This window comes from Bradyrhizobium sp. TM233 (assembly GCF_036247965.1).
GTDB lineage: Bacteria > Pseudomonadota > Alphaproteobacteria > Rhizobiales > Xanthobacteraceae > Bradyrhizobium > Bradyrhizobium ottawaense.
This window is the reverse complement of sequence record NZ_BTIG01000013.1, coordinates 1-18,185: the sequence shown is the minus strand read 5'-3', so window position 1 is coordinate 18,185 and position 18,185 is coordinate 1. Positions and strand designations below refer to the sequence as shown.

Genomic DNA, 18,185 nt, shown 5'->3' with positions numbered 1-18,185 from the left:
CGCCGTGGCTTCGAACCAGTTCACACGCCTCGCTGCAATGCTATACGGTTTGCCCAGAGAGAGGCAAAACTGTTCGTGATGAGGACTGCGTGATGACGACGATCGCCCAGGATGCGCGCATGGCCGGCGTGTCGCGGACCTATCCGCCGCGCGCTGCCGTCGTCAGCTGGATCTTTTTCGACTGGGCCGCGCAGCCCTATTTCACGCTGATCACGACCTTCGTGTTCGCGCCCTATTTCGCCACCAGCATTGCGCCAAACCCCGCTACCGGCCAATCGCTGTGGGGATTTGCGATGGCGGCCGCGGGCCTTGCGATCGCGTTGATGTCGCCGGTGCTGGGCGCCATCGCGGACGCCTCGGGCCGCCGGAAGCCGTGGATCGCGGGCTTCGGTGCGCTGCTGGTGGTTGCATCCTGCACGCTATGGATCGGCAAGCCCGGCGATCCCTCCATCATTCCGCCCCTGCTCACCGCAGTCGCGCTCGCCAGCGTCGGCGCGGAATTCGCTACCCTCTTCAACAATGCGATGATGCCGACGCTGGTGCCGCCGGAGCGAATCGGACGGCTCTCCGGCACCGGCTGGGCCACCGGCTATGTCGGCGGAATCGTCAGCCTGATCATCGTGCTCGGCTTCCTCGCGGCCAATCCGCAGACCGGCCGCACATTACTCGGCTTAACGCCGCTGTTCGGGCTCGATCCGGTCAGCCATCAGGGCGATCGCATCGTGGGGCCGCTGACCGGACTGTGGTTCATCGTGTTCGTGACACCGTTGTTCCTGTTCACGCCGGATTATCCGGCGAAGCGCCCGGTGCGCGAGGCGTTGCGTGAGGGGCTGTCGGAGCTGAGGCAATCGATCAGAAGCCTGCCGCAGCAGGGATCGCTGGCGGCATTTCTGCTCGCCAATATGATCTATACGGATGGTCTGGTGTCGCTGTTCGCCTTTGGCGGCATCTATGCCGCGGGCACCTTCGGCTGGCACACAATTCAGATCGGAACCTTCGGCATCATGCTCGCGATTGCCGGCGCATTTGGCGCATGGTTCGGCGGCAAGCTGGATGATCGTCTCGGGCCGAAGCGCGTCATCGCCGGCAGCATGCTCGTGCTGCTGCTGTCCGTGGCGGCAATTCTCCTGGTCGACAAGGACAGTGTGTTGTTCATCAAGGTCGCGCCGCCGCAAGCAGACGCTCCCTTGTTCTCGAGCGCGGCCGAGCGCGCCTATCTCGTGCTCGGCTGCCTCATCGGCGCGGCCGGGGGTCCACTCCAGGCGGCCTCGCGCACGCTGCTGATCCACCTCGCACCGAAAGACCGCATCGCGCAGTATTTCGGCCTGTTCGCGCTGACCGGGAAGGTGACGTCCTTCATCGGACCGCTCTTGATCGGCATGATCACGGCGGTGACCGCAAGCCAGAAGGCCGGCATGGCCGTGCTGGTGGTGTTCTTCGTCGCCGGGCTGGGACTGTTGATGCGGGTGCGGGATTAGACCGCAATTCCCTGTCATTCCGGGGCGCGCGAAGCGCGAGCCCGGAATCTATCGTGCAGCGTGTCACGCGGAGAAATGGATTCCGGGCTCGCGCCAAGTGGCGCGCCCCGGAATGACGGTGAGCTCAGTGCCTGAAGTGCCGCGTGCCCGTGAACACCATGGCGATGCCGTGCTCGTCGGCGGCTTTGATCACCTCGTCGTCGCGCATCGAGCCGCCGGGCTGCACCACCGCGGTGGCGCCAGCCTCGATGCAGGCGAGCATGCCGTCGGCGAACGGGAAGAACGCATCAGACGCCACCACCGACCCCCTGGTGAGCGGCTCGGCGAGCTTCAGCTCGTTCGCCGCATCCTGGGCCTTGCGCGCCGCGATCCGCGCTGAATCCACCCGGCTCATCTGGCCGGCGCCGATGCCGACGGTGGCGAGGTCCTTGGCGTAGATGATGGTGTTGGACTTGACGTGTTTTGCCACCCGGAACGCGAACTTGAGGTCGCGCATCTCGGCGTCCGTGGGTGCGCGCTTGGTCACGATCTTGAACGTCATGTCGTCGACCACGGCGTTGTCGCGGCTCTGCACCAGCAGGCCGCCGGCCACGGTCTTGGCGGTGAGGCCGGGCGCGCGGGGGTCGGGCAGGCTGCCGGCGAGCAGCAGGCGCAGGTTCTTCTTGCCGCCGATGATGGCGATCGCTTCCTCGGTGGCGTCGGGCGCGATGATCACCTCGGTGAAGATTTTTGTGATCTCGCGGGCCGTATCTGCGTCCAGCGGACGATTCATCGCGATGATGCCGCCGAAGGCCGAGGTGGAATCGCAGGCCAGCGCCCTGCGATAGGCTTCGACGAGGTTTGATCCCTCCGCGACGCCGCAGGGGTTGGCGTGCTTGACGATGACGCAGGCTGCGGTGCGCTTGGCGTCGAACTCGCCGATGCACTCATAGGCGGCATCGGTGTCGTTGATGTTGTTGTAGGAGAGCTCCTTGCCCTGGAGCTGCCGCGCGGTGGAGACGCCCGGACGCTTGTCGGGCGTCGCGTAGAACGCCGCGGTCTGGTGCGGGTTCTCGCCGTAACGCAGCGACTGGATCAGCTTGCCGCCGAAGGCGCGGAAGTCGGGCGCGTCGATCTCGAGCTGGCGATTGAACCAGTTCGAGATCGCGGCATCGTAAGCGCCGGTACGCGCATAGGCCTTCGCGGCAAGGCGGCGACGCAGTTTCAGCGTGGTCGCGCCCTTGTTGGCGGCGAGCTCGTCGAGCACCGCCTTGTAGTCATCTGCCTCGACGACGACGGCGACGTCGTCATGGTTCTTGGCGGCGGCGCGGATCATCGCGGGGCCGCCGATGTCGATGTTCTCGATGCAATCCTCGAAGCCGGCGCCTTTGTCGACCGTCGCCTCGAACGGATAGAGATTGACGACCAAAAGATCGATCGGCGCGATGCCGTGCGCCTTCATCGCGTCCACATGTTCCTTGTTGTCGCGGATCGCGAGCAGGCCGCCATGTACCTTCGGATGCAGCGTCTTGACGCGGCCGTCCATCATCTCGGGGAAGCCGGTGAGGTCGGAAACGTCCTTCACCTTGAGGCCGGCCGCGGCGATCGCCTTGGCGGTGCCGCCGGTCGAAACCAGCTCGACATCATGCGCGGCGAGCGCCTTTGCGAATTCGATCAGGCCGGTCTTGTCGGAAACGGAGAGCAGGGCGCGGGTGACGCGGCGGGGATGGTCAGTCATGAGCAAGATCCTCTGTTCAGGGAGTGTCTATGCCCAGGCGCGCGGCTTCTATGTCCCGCGCTTCCCGATGGTGCTCCATCCAAGGTCGCCAGTCGCGCGAGCGAGGGCTCGATAGCAGTTTTCGGCGTGCTTCACAACGATCAGATCGGGCCGAAACCGCGCGTTTACAGCGGAAGTTCCGGTTCGCGCCGGGCGTTGCGGCGGGCATTGGTGACGGTCGGCGATGCCGTGGAGCGGACAAAGCTCCAGCGGATCGAGGGCGCCTGCCGCGCGTCCTGCCGGATCACGATCTGGGCGGTGCGGCGCGGCCCGTCATTGCCGGCCAGGAACACGCTGTCCTCGAGGTCGACCTTGTCGTCGAGCGCCTCGAAGGTCCAGACATCGCGGTTCGGCAGCACCAGCATGACGCCGCGCGCATCCGACAGCCGGCTCGCCTTCACCGCCGGATGCAGATGGAAGCGCAGCGCGAAATCGGCATCCGCGCCCTTGAAGCGTCCGCCCTGCGGCGGCGACAGCGTGTCCTCGCCGTCGATGCGCGCGCCGTCATTGGCGATCATCAGCACGCGGCGGTGGATCGCGCCGAATTTGGCGAGATAGCCGTCATGCGACGTCGTGAGCAGCGTGCCGTTCTGCACGATCTCGCGATAGCTCTCGACCTCGACCGGCCCGCTCGTGACCGGCGAGCCGTGCAAGAGCCGCTTCATCGCCGACATCTCCACGAACTGGCATGACGAGGTGTCGTGATAGGTCAGCGTCGAATGCGCCGCCGTGCCGCGAGCGAACGGCCGCCAATTGTCGCGGCCCGTGGTCGGCATGCCGCAATTGGTGACGATGCGGCTGATGCCGGAGGACAGTTCGAACGACAGGCAGCCGGCATGGGCGTCGTGACTGACGCCGGCCGGCGGCGGCGGGCCGGTGTCGATGATCACAGTGGTCTGGCCGGCATCGAGGCGCTGAAAGCCGGTATGCGGCATGTTCGCCATCGGCGCGCCGTGGGTGTCGTCATAGGCGAGCAGCGTGGCGAGCAGGTCCGAGGACGTCGCGCTCATGCCGTTGAACAGCGCGAAATTGCCGTCGCCGTGCCGGAAGAAGCGCAGCATCGGCATCATGCGGTCGATCGCGTTGAGCAGCGCCGGCGGTGGCGCGATGTTGCGCGCAGCAAAGGTCTGCCGCAGCGGCAGCAGGTCGATCAGGAGTTCGATCAGCGCGCCCGGATTGCGCGAGATGTGTCCGCCGTCGGGCAGGATCTGCCGCTGCAATTCGTCCGACAGCTTTTTCGACGCGCTGCGAATCTGGCCCGCCTGGTTGGCGAGGCACAAGGCCGCATAGCACAGCGCGATCAGCACCTGGAGCTTCGGCACCCCGTCTGGAATGTTGACCATGGTGTAGCGCAGGAAGCGGATCTCGCGCGCGAGGGCGCGCAGGTAACGGCGGTAGAACTTGTTGTCGGTCTCGCCCAGCACCAGCGGCGCCTGCGACAGCAGCGAGATCACGCGCCGGGCCAGCACATCGGCGCGGCGCGCGACCGGGCGGCGCTTGTTGGCGGGGTTGGCGATCCAGTCCTCGATCAGCGCGCGCGCATTCGCCCGTGTCAGCGCAGTGTCGGCGGCGCGCAAATGGCGCAGCCAGCCGAAGCCGAGTAGCGCAACCTCCCAATCCTCCGACGGCGGATCGAGATCGAAGATCGAACGGCCGTGGCAATTGACGATCTTGCCGGCGAAGACGAAGCGGCCGGCATAGATTTCGGCGGCGCGGGTGGCATCCGCGGTGCGCAGATCGTGCGGCGCGATGATCAGCCGATCGGTGCGGCCGGGCCAGACCCGCGATAGCGCAACGGAACCGCCGCTCGCGCGCGCGAGCATGTTCCGCGCGAAGCGGTTCATGACCAGCGTCGAGATACGTCTGCGTTGAGCGACCGACACGCTTTGCCTTGAAGGGGGAGAGGATTCCGACGAATCCCTATTAATCCCAAAATCGGACGTCTGACACCACCTTGAACGTGTGCGAATCAGCGTCGCGGTCGCAAAATCCGGTGCAAAATCAGGATTTAACGAGCCGGGTCGCGAAAAATCCGTCGAGCCCGCCGAGCTTGGGATCGGCGTTCGGCAGATGGCTGGGCAGGGTACGCAGATCGCCGTCCCCTGTGATGATTTCGTCCAGGCCCGCGACCTCCGCGGCCTCGATCGGGACGCGGCGAAGCGCAGGCTCGTTCGCCAGCAGCGTTGCCACGGCCTGCTCGCCCTCTTCGGGTTCCAGCGAGCAGGTGCAGTAGACCAGCGTGCCGCCCGGCTTGAGCAACGACACCGATTTTCGCAGCAGTCGCTGCTGGAGCACGGTCATGGCGGTGACATCGGATTCCTGCCGCAGCCACGCCACATCGGGATGACGGCGGATCGTGCCGGTCGATGTGCAGGGCGCATCGATCAAAATACCGTCGAAGCCTTCGGCAGGGCCGGCCCATTCCACGGCGTCAGCGACGACGGTCTCGGCCTGGAGCGACAGCCGCGCCAGGTTTTCACGCAGCCGCGTCACCCGGGCCGGCGAGCGGTCGATCGCCGTGACATGCGCGCCGGCATGCGCCAGTTGTGCGGTCTTGCCGCCGGGGGCGGCGCAGAGATCGGCAATGGACTTGCCCTTGACGTCGCCGAACAGCCGGGCCGGCAGCGCGGCGGCGGCGTCCTGCACCCACCATTGTCCCTCGGCGAAGCCGGGCAGCATGGTCACCGAGCCGTGCAGCAGCATCCGCACCGTTCCGGTCGGAAGCGTCTCGCCGTGCAGGCGGCTCGCCCATTGCGCGGCATCGGACTTCACGGTGAGATCGAGCGAGGGTTCGTGGCCGAGTGCGAGCGCCATCTCCCTTGCGGTTGCTTCGCCATAATGCGCGCTCCAGCGCGCGAGCAGCCATGGCGGCAGGTCCAGCGATTGCGCGGCGACCTCTTCGACCAGCGCCGTACCCTCGCGCGCGCAGCGGCGCAGCACGGCATTGACGAGGCCGGCATAGCGCGCGGCGCGCCGGTCGGATTGCACCAGGCGAACGGAGAGGTCGACGGCCGCGTGGTCCGGCACGTCCATCCAGAGGATCTGTGCCGCGCCGATCAGGAGCGCGCTCTGCGCGCGCGGTGCTTCGGAGGGGATGCCCTTGTCGAGCAGGCGGGACAGCACATGGCCGAGCGTGCCGAGCCGGCGCAGCACGGTGGCGACCAGGCGCCGCATCAGCGCGCGGTCGCGGTCGGCCAGCGTCTTCAATCCGGGATGGGCGCCGCTGCCGTCGAGTTGGTCGTCGAGCGTACGGTGCTTGTGCAGCACGCCGTCGACGATGTCGGCGGCGATCCGTCGCGCCGCGAGACCGGGCACTTCGGACGGAGGGGCAAAACGTTGAGATGGCATGCGGAAGCAAGGTTCTGAGCGAGCGGCAGTTCCGCCGCAATGGGCGCATGCCTTGAGAAGGCGATCTCTGGCACGCGAATATGCCAAATGTAAGAATCGCTTCCGGCTTTTTCAGCCCTTCCGGGCCGATTTCAGGAATGCGTTATTGGACATCGCGTTGCGGCTCGTCCTGCGCTAGAAAGCCTGGCGATGAGTGACCAGCCTCCCGTTCCCGACCGCAAGCAGCTCACGCCGGCAGCCCAGCGCGCGCTGGCCGAAGCCGAGGCGCGCCGGCAGGCCGCGACCGTGCAGGCCCAAGAGGCCGGCAAGGCGGCGCCGAAGGAGTTGCAGGGGCCCAAGGGACCCGAGCCGACCCGCTACGGCGACTGGGAGCGCAAGGGCATCGCCTCCGACTTCTGAGCGATCGCCGATCCGGGAAGGCGTCCACGCCCGCCACTACAGATAGTGATTGTCCCTGAGATAACGGATGATGCGCTCGCAGGCCGCGTCGCTCGACAGGTCCGACGTGTCGATGGTGATCTCCGGCGCCTGCGGCATCTCGTAGGGCTGATCGATGCCGGTGAACGCCGGCAGCTCTCCCGCCCGTGCCTTGCGATAGAGCCCCTTGGGATCGCGATGCTCGCATTCGGCGAGCGGGGTCGCGACATGGATCTCGATGAACTCGCCTGCCTCGACCCGCTGGCGCGCCAGTTCGCGCTCGCTGCGGAATGGTGAGATCAACGCGACCAGCGCGATCATGCCGGCATCGACGAACAGTGCGGCGATTTCCGCGGCGCGCCGGACGTTCTCCGCCCTGTCCGCATTGGAAAAGCCGAGGTCGCGGTTGATGCCGTGGCGGAGATTGTCGCCGTCGAGCAGCGCGGCGTGGCGTCCGAGTTCGGCAAGCCTGCGGTCGACGAGATCGGCGATCGTCGATTTACCGGCCCCGCTCAGGCCTGTGAACCAGAGCACGCAGGGTCGCTGCTGCTTCAACCGCGCCCGCACCGATTTGTCGACGGCAAGCCGCTGCCAATGAATATTGGTGGCGCGGCGGAGCGAAAGGTCGATCATTCCCGCGGCGGCGGTGCGGTGGCTGATCGGATCGACGAGAATGAAGCTGCCCATGTCGCGGTCGTCGCGATAGGCCTCGAACACCAGCGCCCGGTCGAGGCTGAGATGGGCGTAGCCGATCTGGTTGGCGTCGAGCGTGGCAGCGTCTTCATGCGCCATGGTGTCGATGGCGATGCGGTGCTTGAGCGTCGTGATCACCGCGCCGGTCGAGGCCGCGCCGCATTTGAGCAGATAGCGCCGGCCCGCGACCATGGCCTCGTCATCGAACCAGACGAGGTGAGCGGCAAGCTGATCCGAGACCTGCGGCGCGGGCCCCGCCGTCAGCACGTCACCGCGACTGACGTCGATCTCGTCGTTCAATGTGAGCGTGACCGATTCGCCCGCCGCCGCCCGATCGCGCTCGCCGCCGGGCGTGAGAATGCGCGCGACGCGCGTGTGGCGGCCCGAGGGCTGCACGACGATGCTCTCGCCGGTCGTGATCGTTCCGCTGGCGATCCGCCCGCAGAAGCCGCGAAACTCCGCATGCGGCCGGTTGACCCATTGCACCGGCAGCCGGAACGGCCGCTGCGAGACATCCCCGGAAACATCGACCGATTCCAGATAGGCCGTGACGGTCGGCCCAGTGTACCAGGGCATCCGCGCGCTGGCGGCGACGATGTTGTCGCCGTCGGGCGCCACGACCGGAATGCACTGGACCTGCGAGATCCCGAGCTGCCCGGCCATGGTCAGATATTCGGCAGTGATCGCCGCAAAGCGATCCCCGTCGAATCCGATCAGGTCCATCTTGTTCACGGCGAGCACGACGTGACGGATACCCAGCAGCGACAGGATGTGGCTGTGGCGCCGCGTCTGCGTGATCACACCCTTGCGGGCATCGACCAGCACCACGGCGAGATCGGCGTTGGAGGCGCCGGTCGCCATGTTGCGGGTGTACTGCGCATGTCCCGGCGTGTCGGCGACGATGAAGCGGCGCAGCTTGGTGGCGAAGAAGCGGTAGGCGACGTCGATCGTGATGCCCTGCTCGCGCTCGGCCTGCAAGCCGTCGACCAGCAGCGCGAAATCGAAATCGCCGCCGGTGGTGCCGACCGTCCGGCTCTCGGACGCCAGCGCGTCGAGCTGGTCGTCGAGCAGCGTCTTGGAATCGTAGAGCAGCCGGCCGACCAGCGTGCTCTTGCCGTCGTCGACGCTGCCGCAGGTGACGAAACGCAGCGTCGGACGGTCGTCCTGATCCAGCCGCGGCGCATCGGCGGCCGCGATCGTGGGGGCCTCGTGATAGGACATCAGAAATAGCCTTCCGCTTTCTTGCGCTCCATCGATGCGGGACTGTCCCGGTCGATCATGCGTCCCTGCCGCTCGGAGGTGCGCGAGGCCATCATCTCGCGCACGATCTCGGGCAGCGTTGCCGCGGTCGAGACCGTGGCGCCGCTGAGCGGATAGCAGCCCAGGGTGCGAAACCTGACGGAGCGCCATCGTGGCTCTTCGCCTGCATGCAGCGGCATCCGTTCGTCGTCCACCATGATCAGCGCGCCGTCGCGCTCGACCACCGGGCGCGAGGCGGCCAGATAGAGCGGAACGATCGGGATGTCCTCGAGCAGGATGTAGTCCCAGACGTCGAGCTCGGTCCAGTTCGACAGCGGAAACACCCGCATGCTCTCGCCGGGCGCGAGCATCGTGTTGTACAGGCTCCACAGCTCGGGCCGCTGGTTCTTCGGATCCCATCGATGCGCCGTGCTCCGGTGCGAGAACACGCGCTCCTTGGCGCGCGATTTCTCCTCGTCGCGCCGCGCGCCTCCGATCGCGGCGTCGAAGCCGTGGAGGTCCAGCGCCTGTCGCAACGCCTGCGTCTTCATGACGTCGGTGTAGCGGGCCGAGCCGTGGGTGAAGGGGTCGATGCCCTGGCTCAAGCCGTTATTGTTGGTATGGACGATCAGGTCGATGCCGAGTTCGCGCGCGCGGCGGTCGCGAAACGCGATCATCTCGCGGAACTTCCACGTCGTGTCGACGTGCAGCAGCGGAAACGGCGGCTTGCCGGGATGAAAGGCCTTCATCGCCAGATGCAGCAGCACCGAGGAGTCCTTGCCGATCGAATACAGCATGACCGGCTTGCGGAATTCGGCCGCCGTCTCCCGCAGGATGTGGATGCTTTCCGCCTCCAGGCGCCGAAGATGGCCGGCGGCGTGAAGCTGCTCGCGGCCGGTTCTTTCAAGGAGGGCGGATTCGCCGCTCGTGGGATTGTCCAGCATGCGGATCACGCGGCCTCAGCGAACCAGTCGCCGAACAGATGCGCCGAAATTGCTGCATTCAGACCGAGATCGCGGACGCACGCCGCGACCGAAGCTCGATAGGCGTCATTGACGCCGCAGCGCTCCAGGATCTCCAGCTGGGCTTCGCTCACCGAGCCCGTCGCGCGGCGCTGGTAGCGATAGGCGCTATCGGAGGTGTGCAGATTGGGCACCTTGTAGATCGTCGCTTCGCTCGGGAAGATGACGCGCGCGTTGTTTGCCTGCACGCCTCCCGGTTCCCGCCATGACGTCACGGCATTCTCGGTAAAGCTGCTCGAAAGGCCGAGGCGGTCGAACAAGACGCGCACCGACGACAACGCCTCCTTGCTCACCTCGTAGACGTAGTGCGTGACGGGAACGCCTTGTTGCTGGGCGTAACTTGCGACGCGGGCCGCGCTGAGTGCGGCGACGACATAGTGCCGCAGCAATGTATCTTCGGGCGCGCGCGAAATCAGCTTCTCGAGCCATGACGCCAGCGAACTCGCCGGCTCGCGATCGAGCATGATGAGATGCAGACGGTGCCGCGGATAGCCTGCGTCGACCAGGAGCTGCAGCGGATTGAACAAGCTCTCGGCGAGCACGTAGGGCCCGATCGTTTCCTTGCTGAAGATGTGCGGCTCGTCGCTCGCCGAGGGGATGACCCAGGGCGTCAGCGGACGGCCGACGAGCGCTTCGCGCAGGATCGCCTTCAGCGGTTGATAATATGAAGGCATGCCGGTCATGCCGAACAGATTGCTGAGGGCGGTCGATCCGACCCTGGCCTTGCCGCATGCAAAATAGAGCATCGGAAAGTCCTGCGCCGGGCGATGCTGGAAATCCTCGGCGAGGCAGTCCGTCACTTCACGCATCAACGTCGCGAGCGTGACGGCTCTGGTCTGGAATTCGCCCACTGGGGACAGCAGCTTGGTGTCGAGGGAACCGTGTTGCTGCCGAACGAGGTCGGCCATTCGTTCGAGCGAATCGGCTGAAATTGCGTCGATGTTCATGTCGGGGGACTCGCTGCAGGGAGTTCCACGAGCGATTGCTCGTTGGATCATTTCCAACCTACAGTTGCCGACACCGCCGGACAATTCCGGGGAATCCCGGAGGCGCTGTCCGTGTGCAACGAGCATCGATGATATGCTCGTCGCCGCTATGCAGTTTCATGCCGCGCGCACGGTGTTGAGGAACTTCTCGACTTCCGTCTTCAAGAGGCTGCTTTCGCCCGACAGTGAGCGCGCCGATGCCAACACCTGCCCCGACGCTGCGCCGGTCGCGCTCGCGCCATGACTGACCTGGGCGATCTTGTCCGCGACTTCGACGGTTCCCTTGGCGGCTTCGCTGACGTTGCGCGCAATCTCGGCCGTCGCCGCACCCTGTTCTTCGATCGTCGCGGCAATGGTCGACGAAATGTCTGAAATGCGGGCGATGGTCGCGCCGATTTCCTTGATCGCTCCGACGGAGTCCTCGGTTGCCGATTGCATGCCGGCAATCTGCGCGCTGATCTCTTCGGTCGCTCGCGCGGTTTGCGCCGCGAGTGCTTTCACCTCGCTCGCCACGACTGCAAAGCCGCGGCCGGATTCGCCGGCGCGCGCCGCCTCGATCGTTGCGTTCAGCGCCAGGAGGTTGGTCTGTTCGGCAATCGCAGTGATCAACTTGACGACGTCGCCAATTCGGCCCGCCGCCTTGAGCAGTTCATTGATCCGGACGTCGGTGCGCTCGGCCTGCCTGACCGCTTCGCTGGCGATGCGGCTGGAATCGTGGACCTGGCGGCCGATCTCGACGACCGAGGTGCTCATTTCCTCGGCGGCGGACGCGACCGCTCCGACATTGGTGGACGCTTCCTCCGAGGCCGCCGCGACCATTCCGGAGAGCTGCTGAGTCTCTTCTGCGGTTCCCGACAACGTACCGGCGGCTGCCTCGAGCTGTTGGGAGGCTGCTGACACGGAGTCGATGATGCCCCCGACCGCGGCTTCGAACACGCCGGCGAGCTGGGCCATCTCTTCCTTGCGCTGCGCAGCCGCAGCGGCTTCCTGATTCTTCTGCTCGGCCTCCATCTGCTCGATACGGATCAGGTTTTCCTTGAAGGTCTGAGCCGCGCGAGCGTTGTCGCCGACTTCATCGCTACGACGCGTGTAGGGAATCTCGATCGCCTTGTTGCCGCCGGCGAGCTGGAGAAGCACGTCGCCGATGCGCCGGATCGGCCGGGCAATGTTCGACACGGAAAAGACGGCGGACCCGATCAAGGTCAGAACGACGAAGACGCCGACGATCAATGCGAAGTTGGCAACGCGGTCCAGTTCGGCCAGCATCTCGCCCTTGCGGCGCGCGGCGAATTCGTTGGCAACGCCGACCAGATCGTCGATCCGTTTGCTGACTTCCAGGGCGGCCGGACGCATACGCTCTGCGAGAATGCTGGCCTTCGTCGACTCTGCCGCAGTCCTGGCGCCGCCAGAGGGGGCGCCAATGACGGTCTTTTGCGCCCCCGCCAGTTCAACGCCACTGGCCAGATACGCATCGACGAATTTCTTGGTCTCACGATAGGCATCCTGGGTGACCTTGCGGGTCGCCCGGTCGGTCGCCGCGTCGATTTCCGCACCGGCTTCGCCTGCGCGCGCACGGAGACTCTCGAGGAGCTTGTCAACCTCTCCGGCTGACGAGGCGGAACCGATCTCGAGAGCTGCGAGCTGGGCCCGCGCCATCGCCGTCTGCGCCGCTTGCGCATTGCCTTTGTTGAGATAGTTGATCGTGACGAGGCGATTGGATTCGGCAATCGACCGGTTGCCGAGCATCTGGTTGGTCAGCATGCCGCAGACCAGCACGATGCTCACGCCCGTGACGATACCCAGCTTTGTCCCAATGCGAAACCTGAATGACCCCACCGCAATCTCCCTCGCGCTGCCGTATAACAGGTATTCGCAACCAATGATTGAGATTTGGGAAATATTCGCGGATCTCCAGTAGAACTACGGCTGACATATTCGACGATGGAATTTTCCTGCACGCTTGCCAGTGGATCTGGTTCCGCTATGTGCGCGCCCGTGCTTTGAGTTCCCCCCGACTCTGTCCTAGCGTGAGGTCATGCGCTTCCAGGATCGACCCAATGCCTATCGGCCGCGATTCGGCGGCTCGCCGTTCAGCCGACTCTTCTCCGGTTTATTGCCGTGGATGTTCGTGGTGGGCATCGTGCTGGCCGTCGTGCTCACCTTTCGCCATGGAATGAGCTGGCTTGTTCCGGACACCGATGGCGACCGCACGCGGAATGCCGAGATCGTTCTCGAGCAGGCGGGCCATCCCGATGTTCGCGAGCCGGTCGACGTCATTCGCACCATCGACGGCGACACCTTTCTCGCGCGTGTTCGTCAGCGCGACGGCCGCGATCTCGTCGTGCGTGTTCGGTTGCGCGGCATCGACGCGCCCGAGATGAAAGCGTCCTGCCAGGACGAGCAGGACAAGGCGGAAGCCGCGGCGCGCGCATTGCGCGATCTGCTCGGCCAGGGCGGCGTGACGATCACCAATCTCGGCCCCGACAAATACGGCCGCGTTCTCGCCGACGTCGCGACCCGGCGGACTGCGAGCGTTTCGGCGGCGTTGCTCGCCGGCGGTTTTGCGCGAAGCTACAATGGCGGCCACCGCGACGGCTGGTGCGCGCGCAGCTGGCGCTTCTGGTAACAAAAAAGCCGCGTCCGGGGACGCGGCCTTTTCCTGTCTTGCCTTGATCCCGGCGATCAGCGCGTCACGACCACCGTGGTGCCGACGGAGACGCGGCCATAGAGATCGGTGATGTCGTCGTTGAGCATGCGGATGCAGCCATAGGAGACGAAGCCGCCGATCGAGCCCGGCACGTTGGTGCCGTGGATGGCGTATTCGCCGCCGGCCAGCGTCATCGCCGCAACGCCCATCGGGTTGCGCGGCGAGCCGCCCGGAATCATGTCGGGAATGCTCGGCTTGTCACGCTTGACCTCGGCCGGCGGTGCCCAGGCCGGGTTGCGATATTTCCCGTCGATGCGGGTGGTGCCGGCCCACTGCTTGCCGGACTTGCCGACGCCGACCGGATAGCGCACGGCGTGGCCGTTATCGAGGATGAGATAGAGCCGCCGCTCGCTGGTTTTGACCACGATGGTGCCCGGCGAATAGTCGGCCAGATGCGCCCCCACCATTTCCGGCCGCGCCTGCACCGCCGTCGACATCAAGACCCCTGCCCCGATGGTGGCGGCCAGTGCCGCCGCAATCCTTATCGACATCGATTTTCCCCTAGCCCGAACGGATCGTCCAAAATTACGCAGCACCGGCAATCGCCAGCTTGCCAAGTCCTTGTCAGGGACATTCTTAACCGCGCCCGTTAACCGGTTGGTTTCCGCGCACGGCCGCCAAGGGCCAGCCAGCAGGGGGAACAAAGGAAATGTTCGAAATAAAGTAAATGACCTGAAAACAACACTCGGCGGGAAAGATGCGGCCGCACCGGCACGCGCGCTGACGAGTGCGTGAGGATGTGAACGGCTGTTGTTTACCGGAGGCTCGACGACAAACGCGGTCTCGTGTCCCGGACAAGGCGCGGCGCGTCGCGCCGCGACGCAGAGCCGGGAGGACCCAGTTCTTTGCGCTGGGATGGATGGGCCCCGGCTCAGCAGCGCAACGCGACGTGCGCGCTGCGCTGCGTCCGGGGCACAAGAGCAAGCTTACGCCGACTTCTTGTTCTGCCGGTTCCTGACGAGATCATCGACCACGGCGGGATCGGCCAGCGTCGAGGTATCGCCCAGGCTGCCCGGCTCGTCCTCGGCGATTTTGCGCAGGATGCGGCGCATGATCTTGCCGGAGCGGGTCTTGGGCAGGCCCGGCGCAAACTGGATCTGGTCCGGGGAAGCGATCGGGCCGATCTCCTTGCGCACCCAGGTGACGAGCTCCTTGCGCAGGTCCTCGGTCGGCTCGATGCCGGCCATCAGGGTGACATAGGCGTAGATGCCCTGGCCCTTGATGTCGTGCGGGAAGCCGACCACGGCAGCCTCCGAGACTTTCTCATGCGCCACCAGCGCGCTCTCGACTTCCGCGGTGCCCATGCGATGGCCCGAGACGTTGATGACGTCGTCGACGCGGCCGGTGATCCAGTAATAGCCGTCGGCATCGCGGCGGCAGCCGTCGCCGGTGAAGTACTTGCCCTTGTAGGTCGAGAAATAGGTCTGCTCGAAGCGGGCATGGTCGCCGTAGACCGTGCGCATCTGGCCGGGCCAGGACCGCGTCAGGCAGAGATTGCCCGAGGTCTCGCCGTCCAGAACCTTGCCGTCGGCGTCGACGATCTCAGGCACCACGCCGAAGAACGGCTGCGTCGCCGAGCCCGGCTTGAGCTTGGTCGCGCCCGGCAGCGGCGTGATCAGGATGCCGCCGGTCTCGGTCTGCCACCAGGTGTCGACGATCGGGCAGCGATCGTCGCCGACGACGCGGTGATACCACTCCCACGCTTCCGGATTGATCGGCTCGCCGACCGAGCCGAGCAGGCGGAGCGAGGCGCGCGAGGTCTTCTTCACCGGCTCATCGCCGCCCTGCATCAGCGCGCGGATCGCGGTCGGCGCGGTGTAGAAGATGTTGACCTTGTGCTTGTCGATGACGCTCCAGAACCTGGAATTATCCGGGTAATTCGGCACGCCTTCGAACATCAGTGTGGTCGCGCCGTTCGCCAGCGGCCCATAGAGAATGTAGCTGTGGCCGGTGACCCAGCCGACGTCGGCGGTGCACCAGTAGATGTCGCCGTCGTGATAGTCGAAGACGTATTGATGCGTCATCGAGGCGAACACGAGATAGCCGGCGGAGGTGTGCAGCACGCCCTTGGGCTGGCCGGTCGAGCCTGAGGTGTAGAGGATGAACAGCGGGTCCTCGGCGTGCATGTGCTCGACCGGGCATTCCGTCGTCACCATCGCCGCCGCCTCGTGATACCAGAGGTCGCGCGTCGGGTTCATGTCGATCTTGCCGCCGGTGCGCTTGACCACCACGACCCAGTCGACGTCGTCGGCCTTGGCGAGCGCGGCGTCGACGTTGGCCTTCAGCGGCACCTTCTTGCCGCCGCGCAGGCCTTCGTCCGCGGTGATGATGATCTTGGATTTGCAGTCATTGATGCGCTGGGCGAGGCTGTCCGGCGAGAAGCCCGCGAACACCACGGAGTGGATCGCGCCGATGCGCGCGCAGGCGAGCATCGCATAGGCCGCTTCCGGAATCATCGGCAGGTAGATGGTGACGCGGTCGCCCTTCTTGACGTTGCGGGTGCGCAGGATGTTGGCCATCCGGCAGACCTCGTCGTGCAGCTCCTTGTAGGTGATGTGCTTGGACTGCGAGGGATCGTCGCCTTCCCAGATGATCGCGGTCTGGTTGCCGCGCGTATGCAGATGCCGGTCGATGCAGTTGTAGGCGACGTTGAGGATGCCGTCCTCGAACCATTTGATCGAGATGTTGCCGGGTGCGAAGGAGACGTTCTCGATTCTGGTCGGCGCATGCATCCAGTCGATGCGCTTGGCCTGCTCCGCCCAGAAACCGTTCGGGTCCGAGATCGAGCGAGCGTACATTTCCTTGTACTTGGCCTGGTCGACCCAGGCGCGCTTCGCCCATTCCGCGGGGACGTCGTAGATCTTCTCGGACATGCTTTCCCTCCACATACGGCAGGCCGAACGCTGGTGACCGGCGAGCCGACTTGATCATTGACTGATTATGCGTCGGGCTAACCGGGCCCGACAAGGAGCACAAGCTGGACCTTCGGCGGGCCGCCGGCCATGCGGAGGATCAAGGCCGCCTGCTGCGACTGTCGCAGATCTGAAACAAGCCGGCGGGCGGCTTTCGGAGGCTCTCCTCGAAGGTGCGGAACCGGGTGGCGCAGCGTCCTCATGCATCCCCAGCGGTATTTAGAAACCACCTTTCACTGATTCGGGACTCGCAATACGGTTCGGAACACCCTAAATGGCCACCCCGGGTCCCAAGAGACCCTTCGGAACAAAAATCAGAACACCGGCATTGACCGACAACAGACAGGGCTAAGGCATAAGGCTATGATGGATCAGCAGAATCTCGGGACGATACGGCCCGCTTCAGCCGATCCCGCGGCCATTGCACTGGCAAAGGCCCTCGGACAATGGCCGAAATCGGCCCCTTTCAGGCGTCCGAGCCCGAAGAAGACCTTCGACACGGCGCCTGCGGCGACGGTCGAGGCGCTCGCCAAGGAGCTCGGCCTGCGGCTCGGCGACCAGAACGAGCTGACCATCCGCCGCGTCAAGCGCGGCAAGGGCTATTCCTTCGTCCGTCCCAACGGCGCACACATCCGCGACGCCCGCACCATCCGCCGGCTGCACGCCATGGCGGTGCCGCCGGCCTATCGCGAGGTGCGCTACTCGGCCGATCCGAGCTTGCATCTCCAGGCCGTGGGCCGCGATGCCGCGGGCCGGCTGCAATATCGCTATCACGCCGATTGGGAGAAGGTCCGCGAGCACCGCAAGGCGCATCGTCTGGAAAAGCTCGTCGGCGCGCTGCCAAAGATCCGGCGCAAGGTCTCGGCGTTCCTGTCGGGCGACGAGGCGACGCGTGAATTCGCGCTCTCGGCCGTGATCGAGCTGATCGCGCGCACCGCGATCCGTCCCGGCAACGAATCCTATGCCCGCCTCAACGGCACCCGCGGCGCCACCACGCTGCTGAAGTCGAACGTCACGCTGGAGGACGACAGCTTCGTGCTGACCTTCAAGGCGAAGGGCGGCAAGGCGGTGCGCAAGGAGTGCGACGCGGCCAAGCTCGTGCGTGCCATCGGCATTTTGCAGGGCGTCCCCGGCAAGCGCATGTTCCAGTATCGCGATGCCTACGGCATCGTGCGCGCGGTCAACACCACGCAGGTGAACGCGTTCTTGCGTGAGATCGCCGGCATCAAGATCTCGCTGAAGGATTTCCGTACGCTGATGGCCTCTGCTGTCGTCGTGGAATCGCTGTCGCGGATCACGCCGGCGACCAGCCAGCGCGGCCGCAAGAAGCAGGTGCTGGACGCGATCCGCGCCGCAGCCGACAAGCTCTCCAACACGCCGGCGATCTGCCGCAAGAGCTACGTCCACGACACCATCGTCACCGCGTTCGAGGACGGCATCCTCGAACGCTTCGCCGCGACCATGAAGGGCCAGCGCTCGCAGGCGAGGCGCGAGCAGCTTCTGGCGCAGGTGGTGGCGACAGCCGCGGTGTAACGACACTGCCGTAGCGTGGGCAAAGCGAAGCGTGCCCACCATTTGCTCATGGTGAATGATGGTGGGCACGGCGCAAGTGCGCCTTTGCCCACCC

General features: G+C 65.5%; 13 protein-coding genes and 1 riboswitch. Of the genes, 4 read left to right on the top strand and 9 right to left on the bottom strand.

Features of this window, described 5'->3' with window-relative positions; all coding sequences use genetic code 11:
- Window positions 1-92 precede the first annotated feature (92 nt).
- Entirely contained in the window at window positions 93-1,478 is a 1,386-nt protein-coding gene (locus AABA86_RS24005; RefSeq protein WP_338308670.1) for an MFS transporter, read from the top strand.
- A gap of 124 nt (window positions 1,479-1,602) precedes the next feature.
- Here AABA86_RS24005 and purH read toward each other — a convergent pair whose 3' ends face one another.
- From purH to AABA86_RS23990, 3 genes are all read right to left on the bottom strand, one after another.
- Window positions 1,603-3,195: a bifunctional phosphoribosylaminoimidazolecarboxamide formyltransferase/IMP cyclohydrolase gene (gene purH / locus AABA86_RS24000; RefSeq protein ID WP_338308669.1), complete on the bottom strand. Its 1,593-nt coding sequence runs from the start codon at window positions 3,193-3,195 to the stop codon at window positions 1,603-1,605.
- Window positions 3,196-3,219: 24 nt separating this feature from the next.
- A riboswitch (ZMP/ZTP riboswitch) is annotated at window positions 3,220-3,301 on the bottom strand.
- A gap of 58 nt (window positions 3,302-3,359) precedes the next feature.
- On the bottom strand, window positions 3,360-5,078 hold the full coding sequence (locus AABA86_RS23995) for a heparinase II/III family protein (RefSeq protein WP_212243187.1): 1,719 nt from the start codon (window positions 5,076-5,078) through the stop codon (window positions 3,360-3,362).
- A 157-nt stretch (window positions 5,079-5,235) separates the two neighbouring features.
- Complete coding sequence (locus tag AABA86_RS23990; protein WP_212243185.1) at window positions 5,236-6,582, bottom strand: RsmB/NOP family class I SAM-dependent RNA methyltransferase; 1,347 nt, start codon at window positions 6,580-6,582, stop codon at window positions 5,236-5,238.
- A 189-nt stretch (window positions 6,583-6,771) separates the two neighbouring features.
- On the opposite strand from AABA86_RS23990, the gene AABA86_RS23985 reads away from it, so the two are divergent.
- Window positions 6,772-6,981, top strand: a complete 210-nt coding sequence (locus AABA86_RS23985) for a DUF1674 domain-containing protein (RefSeq protein ID WP_212243183.1) — start codon at window positions 6,772-6,774, stop codon at window positions 6,979-6,981.
- A gap of 36 nt (window positions 6,982-7,017) precedes the next feature.
- Here the strand turns inward: AABA86_RS23985 and cysC are convergent, their stop codons facing one another.
- The 4 genes from cysC to AABA86_RS23965 form a co-directional block, all read right to left on the bottom strand.
- A complete protein-coding gene (cysC, locus tag AABA86_RS23980) occupies window positions 7,018-8,913 on the bottom strand; it encodes an adenylyl-sulfate kinase (protein ID WP_338308668.1) in 1,896 nt (631 codons plus the stop codon).
- Entirely contained in the window at window positions 8,913-9,875 is a 963-nt protein-coding gene (cysD, locus tag AABA86_RS23975) for a sulfate adenylyltransferase subunit CysD (protein WP_338308667.1), read from the bottom strand. The genes cysC and cysD overlap by 1 nt, the downstream gene beginning before the upstream one ends.
- Window positions 9,876-9,880: 5 nt before the next feature.
- Window positions 9,881-10,900, bottom strand: a complete 1,020-nt coding sequence (locus AABA86_RS23970) for a sulfotransferase family protein (protein ID WP_338308666.1) — start codon at window positions 10,898-10,900, stop codon at window positions 9,881-9,883.
- A gap of 156 nt (window positions 10,901-11,056) precedes the next feature.
- Complete coding sequence (locus AABA86_RS23965; RefSeq protein WP_246549932.1) at window positions 11,057-12,595, bottom strand: methyl-accepting chemotaxis protein; 1,539 nt, start codon at window positions 12,593-12,595, stop codon at window positions 11,057-11,059.
- A 379-nt stretch (window positions 12,596-12,974) separates the two neighbouring features.
- Between AABA86_RS23965 and AABA86_RS23960 the strand changes: the two genes are divergently transcribed.
- Complete coding sequence (locus AABA86_RS23960) at window positions 12,975-13,565, top strand: thermonuclease family protein (RefSeq protein WP_212243172.1); 591 nt, start codon at window positions 12,975-12,977, stop codon at window positions 13,563-13,565.
- Window positions 13,566-13,621: 56 nt separating this feature from the next.
- On the opposite strand, the gene AABA86_RS23955 is transcribed toward AABA86_RS23960, so the two are convergent.
- Both AABA86_RS23955 and acs read right to left on the bottom strand, forming a co-directional pair.
- The gene (locus tag AABA86_RS23955) at window positions 13,622-14,137 is read right to left on the bottom strand and encodes a L,D-transpeptidase (protein ID WP_212243162.1); all 516 of its coding nucleotides are present in this window, start codon (window positions 14,135-14,137) and stop codon (window positions 13,622-13,624) included.
- A gap of 435 nt (window positions 14,138-14,572) precedes the next feature.
- On the bottom strand, window positions 14,573-16,519 hold the full coding sequence (gene acs, locus AABA86_RS23950; protein ID WP_212243161.1) for an acetate--CoA ligase: 1,947 nt from the start codon (window positions 16,517-16,519) through the stop codon (window positions 14,573-14,575).
- 402 nt (window positions 16,520-16,921) lie between these two features.
- Between acs and AABA86_RS23945 the strand changes: the two genes are divergently transcribed.
- Window positions 16,922-18,091 (top strand): DNA topoisomerase IB, encoded by a 1,170-nt coding sequence (locus tag AABA86_RS23945; RefSeq protein ID WP_212243160.1) that lies wholly within the window; start codon window positions 16,922-16,924, stop codon window positions 18,089-18,091.
- Window positions 18,092-18,185 lie beyond the last annotated feature (94 nt).